Here is a 17,507-nt window from a genome sequence, read left to right on the forward strand (position 1 = left end):
CCGCATGCCAACGTCGGACCGTCGATACCCCTCTCTGTGGGCCTCATGGTTTCGATATTAACATTGGAAGGTGGTATGGAAATGGTTTGCGAACACGTCTAACAAATCCCCAATGTTTCAATGGAAACTTCAATTCCCTGGGAACACGGAAGTGAATTTGGGTGGATTCTGCCGCTGGATTATCCCTATCCGAAACGGGCACTTCCGGCGAATGCGGTGCTGTTTGGAAACGGTCGGCAGGCCCTGGCGGCTGCCCTCCTCGCAGGAAAAAAACAGAGAGGGTGGCACCGCTGTTACGTGCCCAGTTATATCTGCCAGAGCGTCGTGGACGCGGTTCTTGCCACCGGTCTGGAATGTATCCCCTACCCCGATCTGCCAATAGGCCAGCCTGAGTTGAATTACAGGAACCTTCAGCCTTCCGACTGTGTGTTGATTGTGAATCACTTCGGTTGGCGCTCGCCGCAGTTTTCTCAGTTAGTTCGCACGACACCGGCCGGGCTTATCGAAGATCACACACACGACCCGTGGAGCGCCTGGGCCAGCAATTCATCGGCCGATTTTTGCATTGTGTCGCTGCGCAAAACATTGCCGCTTCCCGACGGTGGGGCAATATGGTCGCCTCGCGGGCATCCGATCGAGCCACCATCAATCGAAGAGCCCGACCACCAGCGGGCAGCCCTTCAGAAGTTGGCGGGAATGCTCCTGAAGGCCGAATATCTCAGGGGAGGCAGCGTAGAGAAAAGCCTGTTCCGGAGTCTTCAAACCTCGGGAGAGAATCTCTTCAAAACGCTGCCGCTTTCCAAACCGCTGGAAATCACCTCTCATCTCTTGGATCGATTGCCGTGGGATCAATGGCGGAGTAAAAGGAGAGTAAATGTCGAGTATTTGGCCGGACTATTACGGACAATAAAGCAAGTCGAGGTTCTCAATCCACCACGCATGGCCGAAAGCTGCTCATTCGGCGTGGTCATTCGATGTCCGACCAACTCGGTTCGGGACCAATTGCGGCAATACCTCATTGAGCGGCAGATTTATCCAGCCGTCCTCTGGCCCAAAAACTGCCACATGATGAACGATTGCCAAGCGGTCGAATTCTCGGAACGCATTCTTTTCTTTCATGCAGACTTCCGGTATGAAGTGACGGATTTAGAGCGAGTTGTACAAGCAGTACGTAATTTCTTCGGGAGTTGGTAACGAAGAGAATCCGAAAGGCCCACCAACCCGTTTGTTGCCCACGGCTCTTCCTCATTTCTTCGGGACGTATTGAAATCGCGGGGCGCTCCAGGTTTAATCATGGGGCATGGGATAATAGACTGCTTCCAGCCCCACGCAAATTGCTCTTGAATCTTTCGGAGGTGACCCGTGATCACGGCAAATCGAATCGCGTCCGCGTTTGGCGCTGTAACGTTACTTCTGGCTTCGTTCCACGGTTTTCGCCCAGTCGATGGTGCGGAAGCACCGGAGGCAGCCCATCCGAATCTGTGGGAATTGTGTCGCGAAAAGTCCTCAATTCACCGCTTTGCCACGCTGTTCTCGGCCCAGGACGTTCGCGACCGGCTCGCCACGGAGGAAGGCCGACAACAGGCGATGGAATGGTGCCGGGCGACGGGGGTCACCCATGTGTTCATCGAAAGTTTTCGCGATGGCTATCAAGCCCCCCGAGATCTTCTGACAGCCGCTCGAGATACCTTTCGCCAGGCAGGGTTTGAAGTCTCCGGCTGTGTGACGCCGACTAACGTGGGCAAACTCTCCACCGGCTGGAAGGCGATCTCATGCTACACGGATCTTAAAACGCAGGATCGACTGGCAGAAATATTTGCCTACGCCGCATCGCTATTTGACGAGATCATGATCGACGACTTCCTTTTTACTGACTGCACGTGCCCGGAGTGTCAGCAGGCCCGAGCAAAGCGCACCGTCAGGATCGGTGATCAAGAATTCCCCGTAAATGGTGATTCCTGGTCCGCTTATCGATGTGAATTGATGGTGCAACTGTCGCGGATCAAGATTCTCCAAGCCGCCCGCAAAGTCAACCCCAACGTGCGGATCATCATTAAATACCCTCAGTGGTATGACTATTTCCATGAACGAGGCTACGAGGTCATTCGGCAAACTGCCGATTTTGACCGCATTTGGGTGGGGACTGAGACCCGTGATTACGACGACCCTCGCTGGGGACGCACGGTCCAGTACGAGGGCTACTTCATCATGCGCTGGCTGGGCGGAATTGGTGGCGAGAAATGCGGTGGCGGGTGGTTTGATCCATTTGGCACGACCGAACACACCTATGTGGAGCAAGCGCGACAAACAATTCTGGGTGGCGCCCGCGAGACGCTGCTTTTCTGTTACGGCGCACTGCAGCGCGGAACTGGTCCCCGGAACGTGGAAGTGCTTCGAACGCACATTCCCGAGCTTTTAGCTGTTGCCGAAAAGATCCAAACCCGACGGATTATCGGTGTCGCTGCTTACAAACCGCCCCACAGCTCGCCGGGACGGGAACCGTATGTGTACGATTTCGTTGGAATGTTGGGCATTCCTCTGGTTCCCTGCCACGAGTTTCCGGAAAACGCTCAGGCTGCCTTTTTCCCTGTCCACGCTTTGACAGACCCACAATTTGAAGAACGGCTTGTGCGGCTGGTTGACCGTGGGACACCGATCCTTTTGACGGATGCGCTCGCCGGACAACTCAAAAATAAAGATTTACTCAATCGTCCGAACGTTCAGATCTTGCCTGTGCTGGGCGACCCCCACCGGCTTCTTAAACTCACGGAAAACGAATTGGAACCCTTGCGGATGGCCCTTCTCCGACCGTTCGGTATCACTTTCAGGGCTCCCAATAAGGTTGGGCTCTATCTTTTTGAGGACGGCAGCTACGTAATCGAGAATTTCAACAATGATCCCGTGAAGGCTGCGCTCAACGGCCAAGAACACGAGATACCGGGTCGAGGGTGGATTCAGGTCTGGAAATGAGCAACCCTTGCCCGCTCTCGGAGTTCCGTCTGTCGACTAAATTCATCACCGGGTAATGGTTCATAATTGGGTGGTCGGGCCATTCCCGCCTCTTGTGACGATCCATAAGAGCCCAAACGCGGAACGTGTGGTAGGGGCCATTCACGAATTGCCGCTGCGTCCGAGCGGCCGAACTGGGCAGACGGATCAGGGCTGTGAAATAAATGATTCGGCGTTGGAATGCGGCCGGGCAAGGAGGTCAGCGTGCCCTGAATCTCACTGCCGCGCGAGACCTTGTCGAGGGCGGCGGCTCTTTCAGTCGGCAAAGGAAAAGATGGCCACGAGTCGATCTCGCTGTGGCCTGCCAGGGTAGATCTTATCGAAGGATAAGAATCGACGTCACAGTTCCCTACTTCACCCTTCGGTGCCGGAGCCTGTCGCCCGTTTACGGTGTCCTATCGAGCGTGACGACCGTGGCAAGGGTTAGCTGGACGGTCATTGCCGCATTTTCGACATCCGTGCGTTCCGGTATGTCATTTTCGGTGTGGTAATTGGGATCTGCGTAGGGGAATGATCCAATTTGTAAGATTGTCACGGGATAGCCCGCCCGCACAAATGATCCGTCGTCATCGCCGGGACGTGTCCGCTGAGCTATTCTCTGCTCCAGGCCAATCCGGAAGCGCTCGTTGGCTGCGCTAACCAGACGCGCCAGGGCCTCGCCCTCGGGAACCGTGAAAACCGTGACGTTGGTCTTTCTTCCGGCAGCCGTGTCTTCAGCGGATTTCACCCCAATCCCGTCCAGATTGATGACGGCAATAATATTATCGCCTCTTTCTTTAGCTTTTTGCGCCGCTGTCACGCTGGTCCACGGCCAGTGTTCTTCGTTACACCAGAGGAAGCGGATGGTACGGTCGTTCGGATAGTCCCTCAGAACGCGTGCCATTTCGAGCAGACCGCATGTGCCGATGGCGTTGTCATTAGCACCGGGCGAATCCACCCAACTTTGCGAGTCTTTGTGTGCAAGGAGAAGGATGATTTCCTCGGGGTGGCGTTTTCCTTGTTTTTCGGCATAAAGGTTGTAAGCCGTGTACCAGGGATCCTCGGGATGTGGTGGCGAGTACTGATGCGCCTTTGGTTTGCTCGGATCCCGTCGAAAAGCCTGGACCTGCACGGGTTCTCGCACGACCTGGTAGCCCCATTCTGTAAGTTGAGCCGCCAGGTAATCGTCCGCTTCATGAAGCGAGTTCTTGCTTTGCCCCGGTCGAGTGTAATTCAGCTTTCGAAACGGCAGTGGGTCTTTGGCCAGGTAGAAAAGGTGACGACGGATCTGCTCCGCATTAACTTGCGTGATACGGGATTGGATTTCCTCCACGACAGTGGGTTGGTTCCATACGACCGTCCAGCGACTCTCAGGCGACGCCGGATGCTCCTCGCCCAGCACAGACAAAGAGTGCGCTAACGTGGCCAACATGACAATTGGAACAATCCTTGCCAATTTGAGTTCTCTCATTGAAGTGCTCCTCATTTGGAAGCTCATTGCTGAAGTATCAGCCTCTCGGCTAACTTGTCGCCAAAAGGTTTTTCCGTGCGAAATGCACAAGCCGGGCGGGCCGTAATCCGTCGGTCAATCCTTCCGGTTGCCGCTTCCGCACGTCAAGAGTATATCTGTCTCCAACCCAAGGCGGAATACGCTAGCCCGCAGCCAACGTGTCAACAGGCATCGCGACTACCCCATCCCCACTTTTGCCAAAAACTACGATATGCCACGGGCACAATGTGTTGTAGGAGCAATTCATGAATTGCCCCTACCGTCTCGCCGGCAACTAAAACGAAGAGTTGGAGCCCGGCAAGTGAAATGGATTGTGCAGGCCTGGAAAGCGGACCTGACAAGCAGGTCCCTCCGGGTTGAATCTCGCTCTCACACGAACCTATGTGTGGGTCCACGTCCCCGTGAGTAGAAAAGTGGGGATAAGTCAGGCGTCGCGAGGATTGATCGTGGGTACAGCTTGCTCACAACACCACCGTGTGGAGTTTCCGGGGCTGACCTTCTAAACTGGAGAGTTATCGCTCGGGAGAGCAGTACGTGTTGTACACTGGCAAAAAGGCGAGATCAGCGCCGCGTGTTAGTGTCGGTCGAGGAGGATCCATCCGATGCTTGATGTGGTTCGCGGGAGTGCCGTCATTGTTCTGGCCGGTCTCGTGTTGAGTTTTGCGGGGTGCCGACCGCCAGAACGCGCCGCGTCGCAGGCGAAATCCGATCAGGGTAAGAAGCTTGTCATCGCTGTGATTCCCAAGAGCACTGGTGGTGAATTCTGGAAAACAGTCGAAATGGGGGCTCGGGAGGCGGCAGAGGAATTGGGGGTGGAGATGAAGTGGGATGGTCCCCTTACGGAAACCGAACTGGCAGAGCAGAACAAGATTGTCGAGAACATGGTTACCTTGCAGGTGGATGGGATCGCCCTGGCCCCGCTCAACCGGTCGGCTCAGCGACGAACGGTTGAACGGGCTGTGGAGGCCGGTATCCCTGTCGTCATTTTCGACTCGGAAATCGATGGCCATGCTCACGTCAGTTTCGTCGCCACCAACAACAAACAGGGAGGCAGTCTCGGGGCTCAGCATATGATCGAACTTTTGGGAGGAAGAGGCCGCGTCCTGGTACTGCGGTTTGTGCAGGGGACGGGAAGCACCGAAGCTCGTGCGGAAGGGTTCATTGAGACAGCCAGAGCCGGAGGCCTGGAAATCGTGGCCGATCCCTATCCGGAAGACGCTACCGTGGAAGGCTGCAAGAAGACAGCCACAAATGTTTTGGAAGGTTTTGTGAAAGCGAACGAGCTGGCCCTTGACGGCATCTTTGCGTGCAACGATCGCTCCACACTGGGGATGTTGGCCGCGCTGGAAGATCTCCGCAAAAGCGGCGTGAAGGTCCATGCCCGTTTTATCGGGTTCGATTTTACCCCGCGGCTCATCGAGGCACTTCAGGCAGGACTTATTGACGCGCTTATTGCCCAAAACCCGCGAAAAATGGGGCGTTTGGCCGTTGAAACCCTTGTTGCGTACCTCCGTGGACAACAAGTTCCCGAATATATCGACACCGGCGTTGTTCTCGTGACGCGGGAAAAACTGGCGACCGACCCGGCGGTACGGCAGTTAGTGGGATTGTCTGAAAAACCTGCCGGCAACCAGGGTGAGCCCTCGAGCGCTGACAAATGAGTAGTACGGCATTGCGTCCCGCAAGGTAAGGGTGTGGAACGCCATGTGGGACTCGCCACCCCGATTAAAGATGGTCAATATTGCGAAACGTTTTGGGACCACCCAGGCGTTGAACGGAGTCAATCTGGAGGTGGCGGCGGGAGAGGTGCATGCCCTCGTAGGTGAAAACGGGGCGGGAAAGAGCACCCTGATGAAGATTTTGGCGGGTGCCTACCGTCCGGACCGGGGCGAGATGTGGCTGGACGGGGAACCCTTCATGCCCCATCATCCCCTGGATGCCCGGCGACGGGGCATCGCCATGATCTATCAGGAGCTGTCGCTGGCTCCCCATCTGTCGGTCATGGAAAACATCCTTCTTGGTGTGGAGCCGGCACGCTGGGGAATTATTCGCTGGCGGCGACTTCGTGAGCAGGCGTATGCCGCCCTTTCGGAACTAGGACTGGCCGACCTGCCGCTGGCAACGCCGGTGCACAATCTGCCCCCCGGGCATCAGCAGATGGTGGAAATCGCGCGGGCGGTGATCTCTCAGGCCAAGATTGTTGTCCTTGACGAGCCGACGAGCAGCCTCACCCAGCAGGATGTGGAGCGATTATTCACGCTCATTCGCCGCCTGCGTGACCGCGGTCTTGCCGTCATTTACATTTCCCATTTCTTGGAAGAAGTTCATCGAATCAGCGACCGCTTCACCGTATTACGCGATGGCGAAACCGTGGGAAGTGGGATCACGTCCGAGACGCCGATTCCGAAAATTGTGGCGCTCATGGTAGGACGTGAAGTAAGCGAGCTATACCCCAGACGCCGCCGAACTCGTGGCCCTTGCATCCTGGAAGTGGAGGGACTCACGGGGATCAAAAAGCCAGTCGGGGCAAGTCTGCGCCTGCATCGGGGAGAAATCCTGGGAATAGCCGGACTGGTAGGCGCCGGGCGCACAGAGTTTCTGCGGGCAATCTTTGGGTTGGATCCCGTTCGCGCGGGGGACATCCGAGTGGGTGTCTTTCGCGGAGCTGCCACCCCTGGCCAAAGATGGCAACAGGGAGTGGGCTTTCTCAGCGAAGACCGAAAACGGGAAGGACTTGCGCTGTCCCTCTCCATTGCCGAAAACATCACTTTATCCCGGGTGGATCGCCTGGGACCATTGGGGCTCGTTTTTCCCGGCCGGGAAGAGCGCATGGTAGCACGGTGGGTCGATCGCCTTTCCATCCGCTGTGAAAACTTAAGACAGCCGACGTGGACCCTTTCCGGGGGAAACCAGCAGAAAGTCGCTTTGGCGCGACTATTTTTTGCCGATGTGGACGTACTGCTCCTTGATGAACCTACCCGCGGAATCGATGTGGGATCAAAAGCGCAGATTTATCGGCTGATTGCGGAGGCCGCTGATGGGAGTGCCGGAACGAGCCCAAAAGCCGTTTTGATGGTATCCAGCTATCTACCCGAACTACTGGGCCTTTGCGATACAATCGCCGTCATGTCTCGCGGGCGTCTTGTAGCGTGTCGCCCGGCAGAGCAGTGGACGGAACATACGCTGATGCTGGCAGCAACAGGTCAGGATCAGGAGAATTCCATTAGCACACCATGAAACTCCCCAACCTTGCCAACTCCTTTCGTTTTACTCGGGATATGTGGTCGTCACCCTGGGTGACGGCCATTGGGCGATTTGCCGCCCTTGTTGCTGTATTCCTATTTTTTGCTGTCCTTGTGGAAGGCGGAAAGTTTTATACACCGCGCAATCTGGAAAATATTCTGCGACAAAGTGCCGTTTACGCCACCGCGGCCCTGGGCATGACGATGATCATCATCGCGGGGGGGATTGATCTCTCTGTTGGCTCGATGATCGCACTCAGTGTGGTGACAGTGGCCTGGATCCTCGATTATCATTACGCCGTCCCCGGTTCGCAGGGCCAGGTGGAGACCGTGTATCTCATCCATCGATGGCCGGTGTTGCTTCCCTGGATAGCCCTCGTGGCAGGAGTTCTGGTCAGCGTTTTGGCCGGATTCATTAACGGCATAACCGTGGTCGGTTTGCGATTGGTACCGTTCATCGTAACGCTGGGAACCATGGGCATTTTTCGGGGCCTGGCAAAGGGATTGGCGCAAGAGAAAGACATTTACCCTCGCGAAGATACCTGGCTCACTCGCCTCATGGACCCCACGCTTACTTCACATGATCCTCATTGGCGCGCGTGGATTCTCCCTCCGGGGGTGTGGATTTTAATCATCGCCGCTATCGTGGCGGCGCTCGTCCTCCGGTATACCAAGCTTGGGCGGTATATTTTCGCCATCGGCTCCAATGAGGAGACAGCCCGCCTGTGTGGTGTGCCGGTTGGTCGTGTGAAGATTGTCACCTACACCCTGGGCGGACTTTTCACTGGACTGGCAGGTCTCATGCAGTTCTCGTTTATCGGGGGCATCGGACAGCCTACCTCGGCCATCGCCTACGAACTGTTCGTGATTGCCGCCGTGGTCATTGGCGGAGGAAGTTTGATGGGCGGCCAGGGCTCCATCTTGGGAAGTGTCATCGGAGCATTGATTATCACAATCCTTTATATGGGTGGTCAGCAGATGGGCTGGCCCAAATGGGTTCAGGAGACGGTTATCGGGATGATTATCATTGCGGCTGTGGTCATCGACCGGCTACGTCAGCAAGCAACCACCTGATGCGCTAAAAGAGTAAAAACCGTTCACGGCGTTTCACAGAAAAGACGCGATTTCAAAATACCTTGCCATAACCTGAATCGAGCGGAGACCTTGGTTAATGCCGTGGCAGCTTAACAGGACAGCACTTCACTGAGCCGCAGTATGTTTTGATGAATGGCCTTTGGCCATGCCCCTTACGAGCCATCCGGCCACCAACAGTCCAACACAGAATCCCAGTGCAAACATCAGGATGACGAGAGTCGCCACGCTGCTGGAAAACTCCCAGAAGAGAAAGCGTATTGCCATTGTGGCGGTGTTTTGCACGACGAAAATGACAACCAGCAGCGTAAGCAAAATCAGTAGAACCAGCTTAATTCTTGCGAACATTGGTGGAGCCTCCGCGAATGCCGTGGTTTCGTTCACCACCTTGTTCCTAGTGTACCACATCAGTCGGGGACGGGATAATCGACTGCCAAAAAGTATGTGCGGAACTTTGTAATTCGGAGTGCCGCAAATGAACAGCACAAGTCTATTTGTAGCGACGTGTCTGACCATCGCCCTGAGTTGGCAAAGTACCATTCTGGGCGGCGAAGTGGCTGCGAAGAAGGCTGGGAACTATCACAAACTCGTCGAGGCGTGCCCAGGACTCACCTGGTATCTTCCGCTGCAATCACTTGACGATGTCCTTGCCAGGGAGGGGCGTGTGCAGGGTGATCAGCCCCAGATTGTTCCCGGGCCTGATGAAGGTACGGCCTTACGTTTTTCCGGCACAACCACACTCATCTTTGGACCCACTCCTGATTTGGACACCGAGGAGGCCACCATCGAATTGTGGTTTCGACCCGAGTTTACGGCTCCCGCGCAGTTCAATCCCTGTTTGATTGCCAAACGGGAGTCGGGTGATCATCGTCAGACGCGCTGGAGCATCCACGTGCACGGAGATTATTCGGGCATCGATTTGTGGAACGGTCGAGAGGTGGCGTCCTATCAGCCGGCCACGGGGCCGTTAAAACCGGGCCAATGGTATCACCTGGTTGTTGTGAGTACCAAGGCGGGAACTACAGTTTACTTGAACGGCGTGCCCTGTTTGCCTCCGCGGCAGAATTGGCAGATCAATCGTTCGGAGAAAAATCGTTCGCTCAACATCGGCTCGTCACAACCGGCGGGAGCCGAGTTTTTTGTCGGCGTGATCTGTCACGTCGCCGTATACAGCAGGGCTCTCACCGAACAGGAAATTGCCGCCCACATGGATGCAATGGGCTTCCAAGCTATTCGGCTGGCTGAGCAGGCTAAATACGAAGAACGTCGTCGTGCGGAAGCAGAAGAGCAGGCGCGACTGGAAGAGGCTCGCGAAAAGCGTCGTCGTGAGCTGATGGAGGACCCTTCACTCTTTGCTCGGGGGGTACCCACGGTTTATGAAAAGGAACATCTGTCGGCCGTCGATCTGCCCGTTGGTGGCATTGGAGTCGGCGCCATCCACATGGACGGAGCCGCCAGACGGCACGCCTGGCAGATATTTGGACAGGTGGCCTACCGATTCGTTCCGCACAGCTTTTTTGCTGTACGGGTCAGTGGGGACAATCGCACGGTCGAAAGGATCCTGCAGACTATTCCCGAGGAAGGCCTTCCGCCTATGGCCGAGGTCCGACTGGTGGCTCGCTACCCCCTGGCCCGCTATGAATTTGTTGATCCAGAGATGCCAGCGCAGGTCGCTCTGGAGGCATTCAATCCCTTCATTCCAACCAACCTTCGCGATTCCGCAATTCCGTGTGCGGTCTATCGGATGACGGTCACGAATCCCACGAAGAACCGCCTTTCCGTGACTGTCCTCGCCAGTCAACTCAATGCCACCGGCTACCGTGGCGATGGAACCATCGAAGGCGTCCGTCACCCGAGTTTCGGGGGTAATGTCAATCGAGTAGTCCGCAAGGAAGGATCCACCTGGCTCATGATGGGGCAGAGTAAATCAGCGAACTCGGGCGACGGGCTGGTCTTGTTCATGAAGGGCGACCGAGTGCACGGAGTGCCCGCCTGGACAGATCTTGCACAACTTCGCGAATCGATCGCCAAGACCGCTGGACAACTCGACGCGAAGGAAGTCTCAGCGGGACCCTCCCCTGCTGGAGAGACCCTGAAAGGAGCCTTATGGCGTTCGTTCGATCTCGAGCCAGGCCAGACCCAAACGGTGACCTGTGTGCTGACTTGGTTCTTTTCAGACTTGCCAGCCGGCACCGGCAAATGGAGTTGCCGAGGCCGTCGCTACGAAGCCTGGTGGCACGGTGCGGAAGAAGTGGCTGCGGAACTGGACGCTCGTCTGCCGGAACTCGAAGCGGCCACCCGGCTTTATGCCGACTCCCTTTACGAAACGAATCTTCCTTACTGGTTTGTTGATCGGATCACCTCTCAAGTGGCGATTCTGCGAAGCCCCACAGTCTTCTGGTGCCGCGATGGCTATTTCGGCGGATGGGAAGGATGTAATCTTGATGCGGGATGCTGCCCAGGCAATTGCAACCATGTGTGGCACTATGCCCAGGCGCACGCCAGACTGTTCCCAGAGCTCGGACGGCTGATGCGGGAACAGGAGTTTCGTTTCCAGAAGGAAGACGGGGCCATTCCACACCGTCAGCCTGACGAGTTTCCCGCTTTTGACGGCCAGTGTGGCGCCGTTCTCAATTCGTATCGCGAACATCTGCTTTCTCGTGACTCGGAATGGCTGGCGAAGAATTGGACGTCGATCAAGAGGGCGATGGACTACATCATTCGACGTTGGGACTCCGACGAGGATGGCGTCCCCAGCGGGCCCCAGTGGAACACACTCGATGGGGAACTGGGGGGTGCTTCTTCGTGGTTGGGCAGCCTCTATTTGGCAGCTCTCGCGGCTGCGGAAAAAATGGCGCAACTGCAGGGAGAAAACGATGTGGCGGCACGCTACCACCGCATCCGTTTGTCCGGACAGGTTAAGCAAGACACAATGCTTTTCAATGGAAAGTATTACATTCAAATTCCCGATCCCGAACCCCATGAAGATTATGGCCAGGGTTGTGCCATCGATCAGGTCCTCGGTCAGTGGTGGGCGCATCAGTTGGATTTGGGCTGGGTGTATCCGTCTGAACACGTGCGGACCGCACTGGCCAGTCTGTTCCGCTACAATTTTCGCGGGCTCATGAAAGGTTTGCCGCAGAAACCAAGGAAATTTGTGGCCGATGAAGACGCCGGCATGCAAATGTTCACATGGCCCCCTGGGACCGAACCCCCGGAAAAGGTGATTCGCTATGCGAGTGAAGTGATGACCGGCTTTGAATACGCTGCGGCGGCAGCGATGATTCAGGCCGGATTGGTACGGGAAGGTTTCACCGTGGTGCGGGCAATCGCCCTGCGCTATGATGGCCGAAAAAGAGTTGGATTGACGCCGGGGAATTTCACAAGTTGGGGCTACTCCGGTAATCCATTTGGCGACGATGAATGCGGCAAGTTTTACGCCCGGGCGATGAGTTCCTGGTCGTTGCTGCTTGCGTGCCAGGGGTTTATCTATGATGGTCCCGCCCAGACCATCGGATTCTGTCCCACCTGGAAACCGGACGACCATGTCTCGTTTTTCACGGCAGCCGAGGGTTGGGGCGTCTTTTACCAAAAACGAGAACCCGGTCGGCAGGTGGACACCATCGAACTCCGCTTGGGCCAATTGCCATTGGCGAAGTTCATCACACTTCCAGATAACGCGCTTCCCAAGCACGGCGAGTGTCAAAAAGGCGGCGAATCGATTCCTGTACAAGTGGAGACTGACCAGGGGCGGGTGGTTTGCCGCCTTGCCCAGCCAATTGTTCTTCACGCCGGAGAAAAAGTAAGTTTTATTCTGACCTATTAGAACTCGAGCAACAGCACGCAATTCCGGGAGAAAAAACATGTACTCACCGCACAAACGAACTATGGCGTATTCTCGCGTTACATTGGTCCGCCGGCAAATTCGTGCGTTATTCGCGGCGACTCTGACGGGGGGCTTGCTGCTTGCCTTTTCGGCGACACTTTTCGCAGGTGAAGCGTCACAAGCTCAAAATGTCTCTTCCCAGGAGACCGTCATTCTGGAAGTGCTCCGGGAGCCCGCTTTGGGGCGGAATCTCCTCAATGAAACAGCTTGGCGGAGCTACGGGGAAGGTTTCGTCAGCAAAGACGGAACCTTCGTCTGTGATAACGGCGCCGATCCAAACGCCGTCCGCGGAGTCGTGCAAACGGTGGAACTCAACCAGACCACGCCTGCACCGCTTCTGGCCATCGCCGAAAGCGCGGCCGAAAACGTGGGCGGTTCGCGTGACAATGATTATTCCCTGTATTTGGATCTTCAATACGCGGATGGCACTCCATTGTGGGGACAGGCGGCGCCGTTTGATGTGGGAACTCACGGTTGGCAAGAAAAACGAGTGATTATTTTTCCCGAAAAACCGGTGAAACGGCTCTCCTTTTATCTCCTGTTCCGACGTCATTCCGGCACGGCGGCATTTCGGGCACCTCGACTCTATCAGTTGTCGCTCCCCCAGGGTGGATTCTTTGATGGAGTGCCGTGCACCTGGCATAAAAAGGGCTACTCTGGATTTATTATCCGGGATGTCAAAGCAGGAACGGACTTTTATGCGCTCCATCAATCGGCATTAGGAATTGAGTGCGAGCAAAAAGTAGAAAAACTAGGCCCGGGTGATTCAATTGACGTTCGTTTGAAATGGAGAGGATCGGGTGATAAGCTTCTCACCCTCAGCTATCTGTATTCTGTGTCCGGCAATGACCAATTGCCCGTTGTTTGGTATCCGGATCCGCGGCGAGAGGAAGCCATCTCGGGCATCGGTGAATACACCGTGGCCACCCGCACACGGGCTGGGGTGGCACATCGCCTCTCTCGGTGGCCTTTTGCAGCCATACGTAGCGGAGACACAGGCCATGCCATTGGAATTGATATGACGTTACCTGCTGTATTTCGGGTCGGCTACCACGCTGGCCTGCGATGTCTGTTTGTAAGTTATGACGTTGCACTCACTCCAGAAAAACGTGAAGCGCATTTGCGGCTTGTCAAATGGCAGTTTCCCGGCCAGATGGGATTTCGCGGAGCCCTTCAGTCGTATTATGAAATGTTTCCCGAAGTTTTTCGTGTGCGAATCCAGAAACAGGGTTTATGGATGCCGTTCGCCAAAATCTCGTCCGTAGAGGCTTGGGAAGATTTTGGTTTTCGCTTCAAGGAAGGCGATAACGAAACAGCGTGGGATGACGCCCATGGAATTCTCACGTTCCGATACACGGAACCGATGACCTGGTGGATGCCGATGGGATCAGAACTGCCACGAACCTATGAGGCGGCTGTGGCGGAGGCAGAGCGTCTTGCCAGCCTGGGACGGCCTCAGGCCCGAGCATGGCAGACCAGCAGCTTTCGGGATGAGTACGGACGAATTCCGGTGCGGCTGCTCGACACTCCATGGTGCAATGGAGCCGTTTGGAGCATGAACTCTCTGCCGCAAATCCCAGGGGAAATCACCGATTTCCGGCTGAAGTGGAACCCGGAGATTCGCGAGCGTCTCTACGGGCCAAATCGCAAAGCAGATCTGGATGGTGAATACATCGACTCCAGTGAAGGATATGTCACGGACGAGCTTGACTTTCGTCGGGATCATTTTGTTGGCGAACGCCCACTCACTTACGACGGCGATTCTCTGCAACCCGCGGTCTTTCGGGGATTGATCGTGTTCGAATACGTTCGCGCGATTGCTGAAGATGTGCATGGAATGGGAAAGTATATGATGGCCAATGGGACCCCGTCGCAGCTCTGCTGGCTGGTTCCATGGCTGGACGTGTTGGGAACAGAGACTGATTGGAATCGCAATGGAAAGTGGCAGCCCATGAGCGATGGCGAACTGCTGTATCGTCGGGCTCTCTGTGGAAAGAAGCCCTACTGTTTTCTCATGAACACGAACTTTGATCAGTTCGATTACCAACACGTGGAAAAATATATGGCGAGGTCGCTCGCGTATGGCATGTTTCCGAGTTTCTTCAGCCCGAATGCGTCCACCGGGCATTACTTCTCGCGCCCCGAGCTGTACAACCGAGATCGCCCCCTTTTCAAAAAATATGTGCCGCTTTGCAAACTCGTCGCCGAGGCAGGCTGGGAACCGATCACAAACGCGCGGTCTTCTCATCCACGGGTCTATGTGGAACGCTTCGGCAATCGGTATTTCACTGTGTTTAATGACACTTCAGAGAAAACAAGAGTGCTGGTCACTTTCGACCCTGACGTCGAGATCGGCCCGTCTATACGAGAACTCCTCCGGGGAACGGCCCATCCTGTTCAGAACCGTCAGGTGGAACTCACCCTGGAGGGAGAAGGAGTCGCGGTCCTGGATGTATTGCCTGGTCAAGCGAATTGACGCCGGATGCAGTGAGAAACGTGAAACAGCTTTCGCTTTTTTCCGGCCTCGAAGACACTTCCCCGGCGAAGCGTGTTCTGGTAGCCAAAGTTGTGTTTGAATCCGGCCCCGAGGGCGTTTTTGACTATCGGATTCCAAAAACGCTTGTGGGGAAGATCGCTGCCGGCCAGCGGATCCGCGTGCCTCTGGGAAAATCCAACCGCCCGGTGGTCGCGTACTGTCTCGAAATTTGCGAAGAGACGGACAGCCCCCAACTGAAAGACGTCGCGGGTCTTATCGATGAGGCTCCGCTTCTCACGCCCGCTCTGTTGCGACTGGCCCAGTGGATGGCGGAATATTACCTCTGTCCTTTGGGGACTGTTCTGGAAACCGTCATACCGGCCTGCGTGCGTAACCAGGCCGGCACACGCCTGGTTCCCCATTATCGCCTGGCTGGCCCCGTCGATGCATTTCCATCACTCACGGAGAAGCAGGCCAGGGTGGTGGCTGTTCTTTTGCAGGCATCCGAGCACCGGCTTCCGCGCGACGAACTCACCCGAAACGCTGGCTGTACCGCGGCCGTACTCGACAATCTTGTCAAACGTGGAATCCTGGTCAAGGAAATGGCAAGAGTTCGGCACAGCGAGCCGGTTGCCGCAACTCTTCCACGGCAAGACAGGTTAGTTCTCAACCAGCAGCAACGACAGGCGCTGGAAATCATCCTCGAAGCAGTGCGATGCGAGGAATATCGGGGTTTTCTTATATACGGCGTGACGGGCAGCGGCAAGACCGAAGTTTACATCCAGGCCATTGAGCACGTAGTGAAGCGGGGAAAGCAGGCCATTGTCCTTGTCCCCGAAATCAGTCTCACTCCGCAGACCGTTGAACGCTTCCGCAGCCGATTTGACCATGTCGCTGTTCTCCACAGTCATCTCACGGATGCCGAGCGGGCCGCCCAATGGGACTGGATCGCTTCCGGGCAGGTGCAGGTGGTCGTGGGTGCCCGAAGTGCCGTTTTTGCCCCTACGCCCAGGCTGGGGCTTATCGTGATGGATGAAGAGCATGAAACATCCTTTAAGCAGGAAGCCGCTCCCCGATATCACGCACGCGATGTGGCTCTCCACCGTGCCCAACTCGAACGCATTCCCCTCGTTCTGGGGTCGGCAACACCGTCGTTGGAAAGCTGGTATCGCGCCCAGCAAGGCGAGTTCATGCTGATTCGCTTGCCTGAGCGCATTGGTGGCCGAACGCTGCCGGCCGTCAAGCCAATCGATCTCCGTCAACCCAAGCACGGCCGGGTAAGCCGGGGTGTGATCACCCGACAACTTCACGCGGCTATCCACGAAGCCCTGGAAAACGGCGGGCAGGTGATTCTGCTGCTCAATCGCCGGGGGTTCGCAACGCATGTGCAGTGTTCGGCCTGCGGTTACGTGCTGATGTGCCCCGACTGCGAGATTGCCTTGACGCACCACCGGAGCTTCGGCAAAGTCCTGTGCCACTATTGCGGTCATGAGGCCCCTTCTCCAAAAACCTGCCCTGAATGCCAGTCGGTGGCAATCCGGTTTAGCGGAGTCGGGACGGAACGACTCGAGGCCGAGGTCAAGGCCCGGTTCCCTGAGGCCACATGCTTGCGGATGGACGCCGATTCAATGCGGAGCCGGGAGGCCTACGAGCGGGCATTCCGGCTCTTCCGCGAGGGCAAGATTCAAATCCTCTTGGGAACCCAGATGATTGCTAAAGGCCTGGACTTTCCTAACGTAACACTTGTGGGTGTGGTCAACGCCGACACGGCCCTCCACTTTCCAGACTTTCGTGCGGCGGAGCGTACGTTTCAATTGGTGACACAGGTGGCAGGCCGGACCGGTCGGGGACCGCATGGAGGTCTCGTGCTGGTTCAAACTTTCAGTCCCGAACATTCTGCCATCCAATCGGCGGTGCGGCACGACTTCGAGGGTTTTGCTGCGCAGGAACTGCCAATCCGAACGGCGTTCGGTTATCCGCCGATCACCAGGTTGGTTCGACTGGTCATCTCGGCTGAAAAAGAAGTGGAGGCAGCTGGCTGGGCGGAGCGAGTAGCCCGGGCGATCTTGGAGGCCCTCTCCCAAACAGGCCGTCCCGATGCCGTCCGACTGGTCGGTCCTGCGCCCGCTCCTCTCATGAAATTGCGGGGAAAATACCGTTATCATATTCAAATTCTGGGTAAAGACGAGAATCTCGTCCGCGCACTTGTCCGCTGTGGCCTTCAGTCGCTCGAGGACGCACGCCACGTGAGCTACGTCGTGGACGTGGACCCTGTGGATATGCTGTAAGGGGTGGCAAAATGACCTAAAAAGA

Annotated in this window: 10 protein-coding genes; 8 read left to right on the plus strand and 2 right to left on the minus strand. The window is 56.2% G+C overall.

Features of this window, described 5'->3' with window-relative positions:
• The first annotated feature begins 120 nt into the window (after window positions 1–120).
• Window positions 121–1,194, plus strand: coding sequence for an aspartate aminotransferase family protein (locus tag THTE_RS09415; RefSeq protein WP_095415201.1), 1,074 nt, complete (start codon window positions 121–123; stop codon window positions 1,192–1,194).
• Between the two features lie 168 nt (window positions 1,195–1,362).
• Entirely contained in the window at window positions 1,363–2,970 is a 1,608-nt protein-coding gene (locus THTE_RS09420; protein ID WP_095415202.1) for a hypothetical protein, read from the plus strand.
• A gap of 424 nt (window positions 2,971–3,394) precedes the next feature.
• Here THTE_RS09420 and THTE_RS09425 read toward each other — a convergent pair whose 3' ends face one another.
• On the minus strand, window positions 3,395–4,459 hold the full coding sequence (locus THTE_RS09425; RefSeq protein ID WP_157731994.1) for a M28 family metallopeptidase: 1,065 nt from the start codon (window positions 4,457–4,459) through the stop codon (window positions 3,395–3,397).
• Window positions 4,460–5,100: 641 nt separating this feature from the next.
• On the opposite strand from THTE_RS09425, the gene THTE_RS09430 reads away from it, so the two are divergent.
• From THTE_RS09430 to THTE_RS09440, 3 genes are read left to right on the plus strand one after another with little or no spacing between them, the layout of a single operon-like run.
• Window positions 5,101–6,159: an ABC transporter substrate-binding protein gene (locus THTE_RS09430; protein WP_095415204.1), complete on the plus strand. Its 1,059-nt coding sequence runs from the start codon at window positions 5,101–5,103 to the stop codon at window positions 6,157–6,159.
• Window positions 6,160–6,202: 43 nt separating this feature from the next.
• Window positions 6,203–7,735: a sugar ABC transporter ATP-binding protein gene (locus THTE_RS09435; RefSeq protein ID WP_095415205.1), complete on the plus strand. Its 1,533-nt coding sequence runs from the start codon at window positions 6,203–6,205 to the stop codon at window positions 7,733–7,735.
• Window positions 7,732–8,814, plus strand: coding sequence for an ABC transporter permease (locus tag THTE_RS09440; protein WP_095415206.1), 1,083 nt, complete (start codon window positions 7,732–7,734; stop codon window positions 8,812–8,814). Before THTE_RS09435 ends, THTE_RS09440 begins: the two co-directional genes overlap by 4 nt.
• A gap of 126 nt (window positions 8,815–8,940) precedes the next feature.
• On the opposite strand, the gene THTE_RS17960 is transcribed toward THTE_RS09440, so the two are convergent.
• Window positions 8,941–9,180 carry a LapA family protein gene (locus tag THTE_RS17960; protein WP_157731995.1) on the minus strand — a complete coding sequence of 80 codons (240 nt, stop codon included), beginning with the start codon at window positions 9,178–9,180 and terminating at the stop codon, window positions 8,941–8,943.
• A gap of 127 nt (window positions 9,181–9,307) precedes the next feature.
• On the opposite strand from THTE_RS17960, the gene THTE_RS09450 reads away from it, so the two are divergent.
• From THTE_RS09450 to priA, 3 genes are read left to right on the plus strand one after another with little or no spacing between them, the layout of a single operon-like run.
• Window positions 9,308–12,658 carry a GH116 family glycosyl hydrolase gene (locus tag THTE_RS09450; RefSeq protein ID WP_095415207.1) on the plus strand — a complete coding sequence of 1,117 codons (3,351 nt, stop codon included), beginning with the start codon at window positions 9,308–9,310 and terminating at the stop codon, window positions 12,656–12,658.
• Window positions 12,659–12,695: 37 nt separating this feature from the next.
• A complete protein-coding gene (locus THTE_RS09455; protein WP_157731996.1) occupies window positions 12,696–15,194 on the plus strand; it encodes a hypothetical protein in 2,499 nt (832 codons plus the stop codon).
• A 20-nt stretch (window positions 15,195–15,214) separates the two neighbouring features.
• Complete coding sequence (priA, locus tag THTE_RS09460; protein WP_157731997.1) at window positions 15,215–17,482, plus strand: replication restart helicase PriA; 2,268 nt, start codon at window positions 15,215–15,217, stop codon at window positions 17,480–17,482.
• Window positions 17,483–17,507 lie beyond the last annotated feature (25 nt).

The sequence above is a fragment of the Thermogutta terrifontis genome, from assembly GCF_002277955.1.
GTDB classification, from domain to species: Bacteria; Planctomycetota; Planctomycetia; order Pirellulales; family Thermoguttaceae; genus Thermogutta; species Thermogutta terrifontis.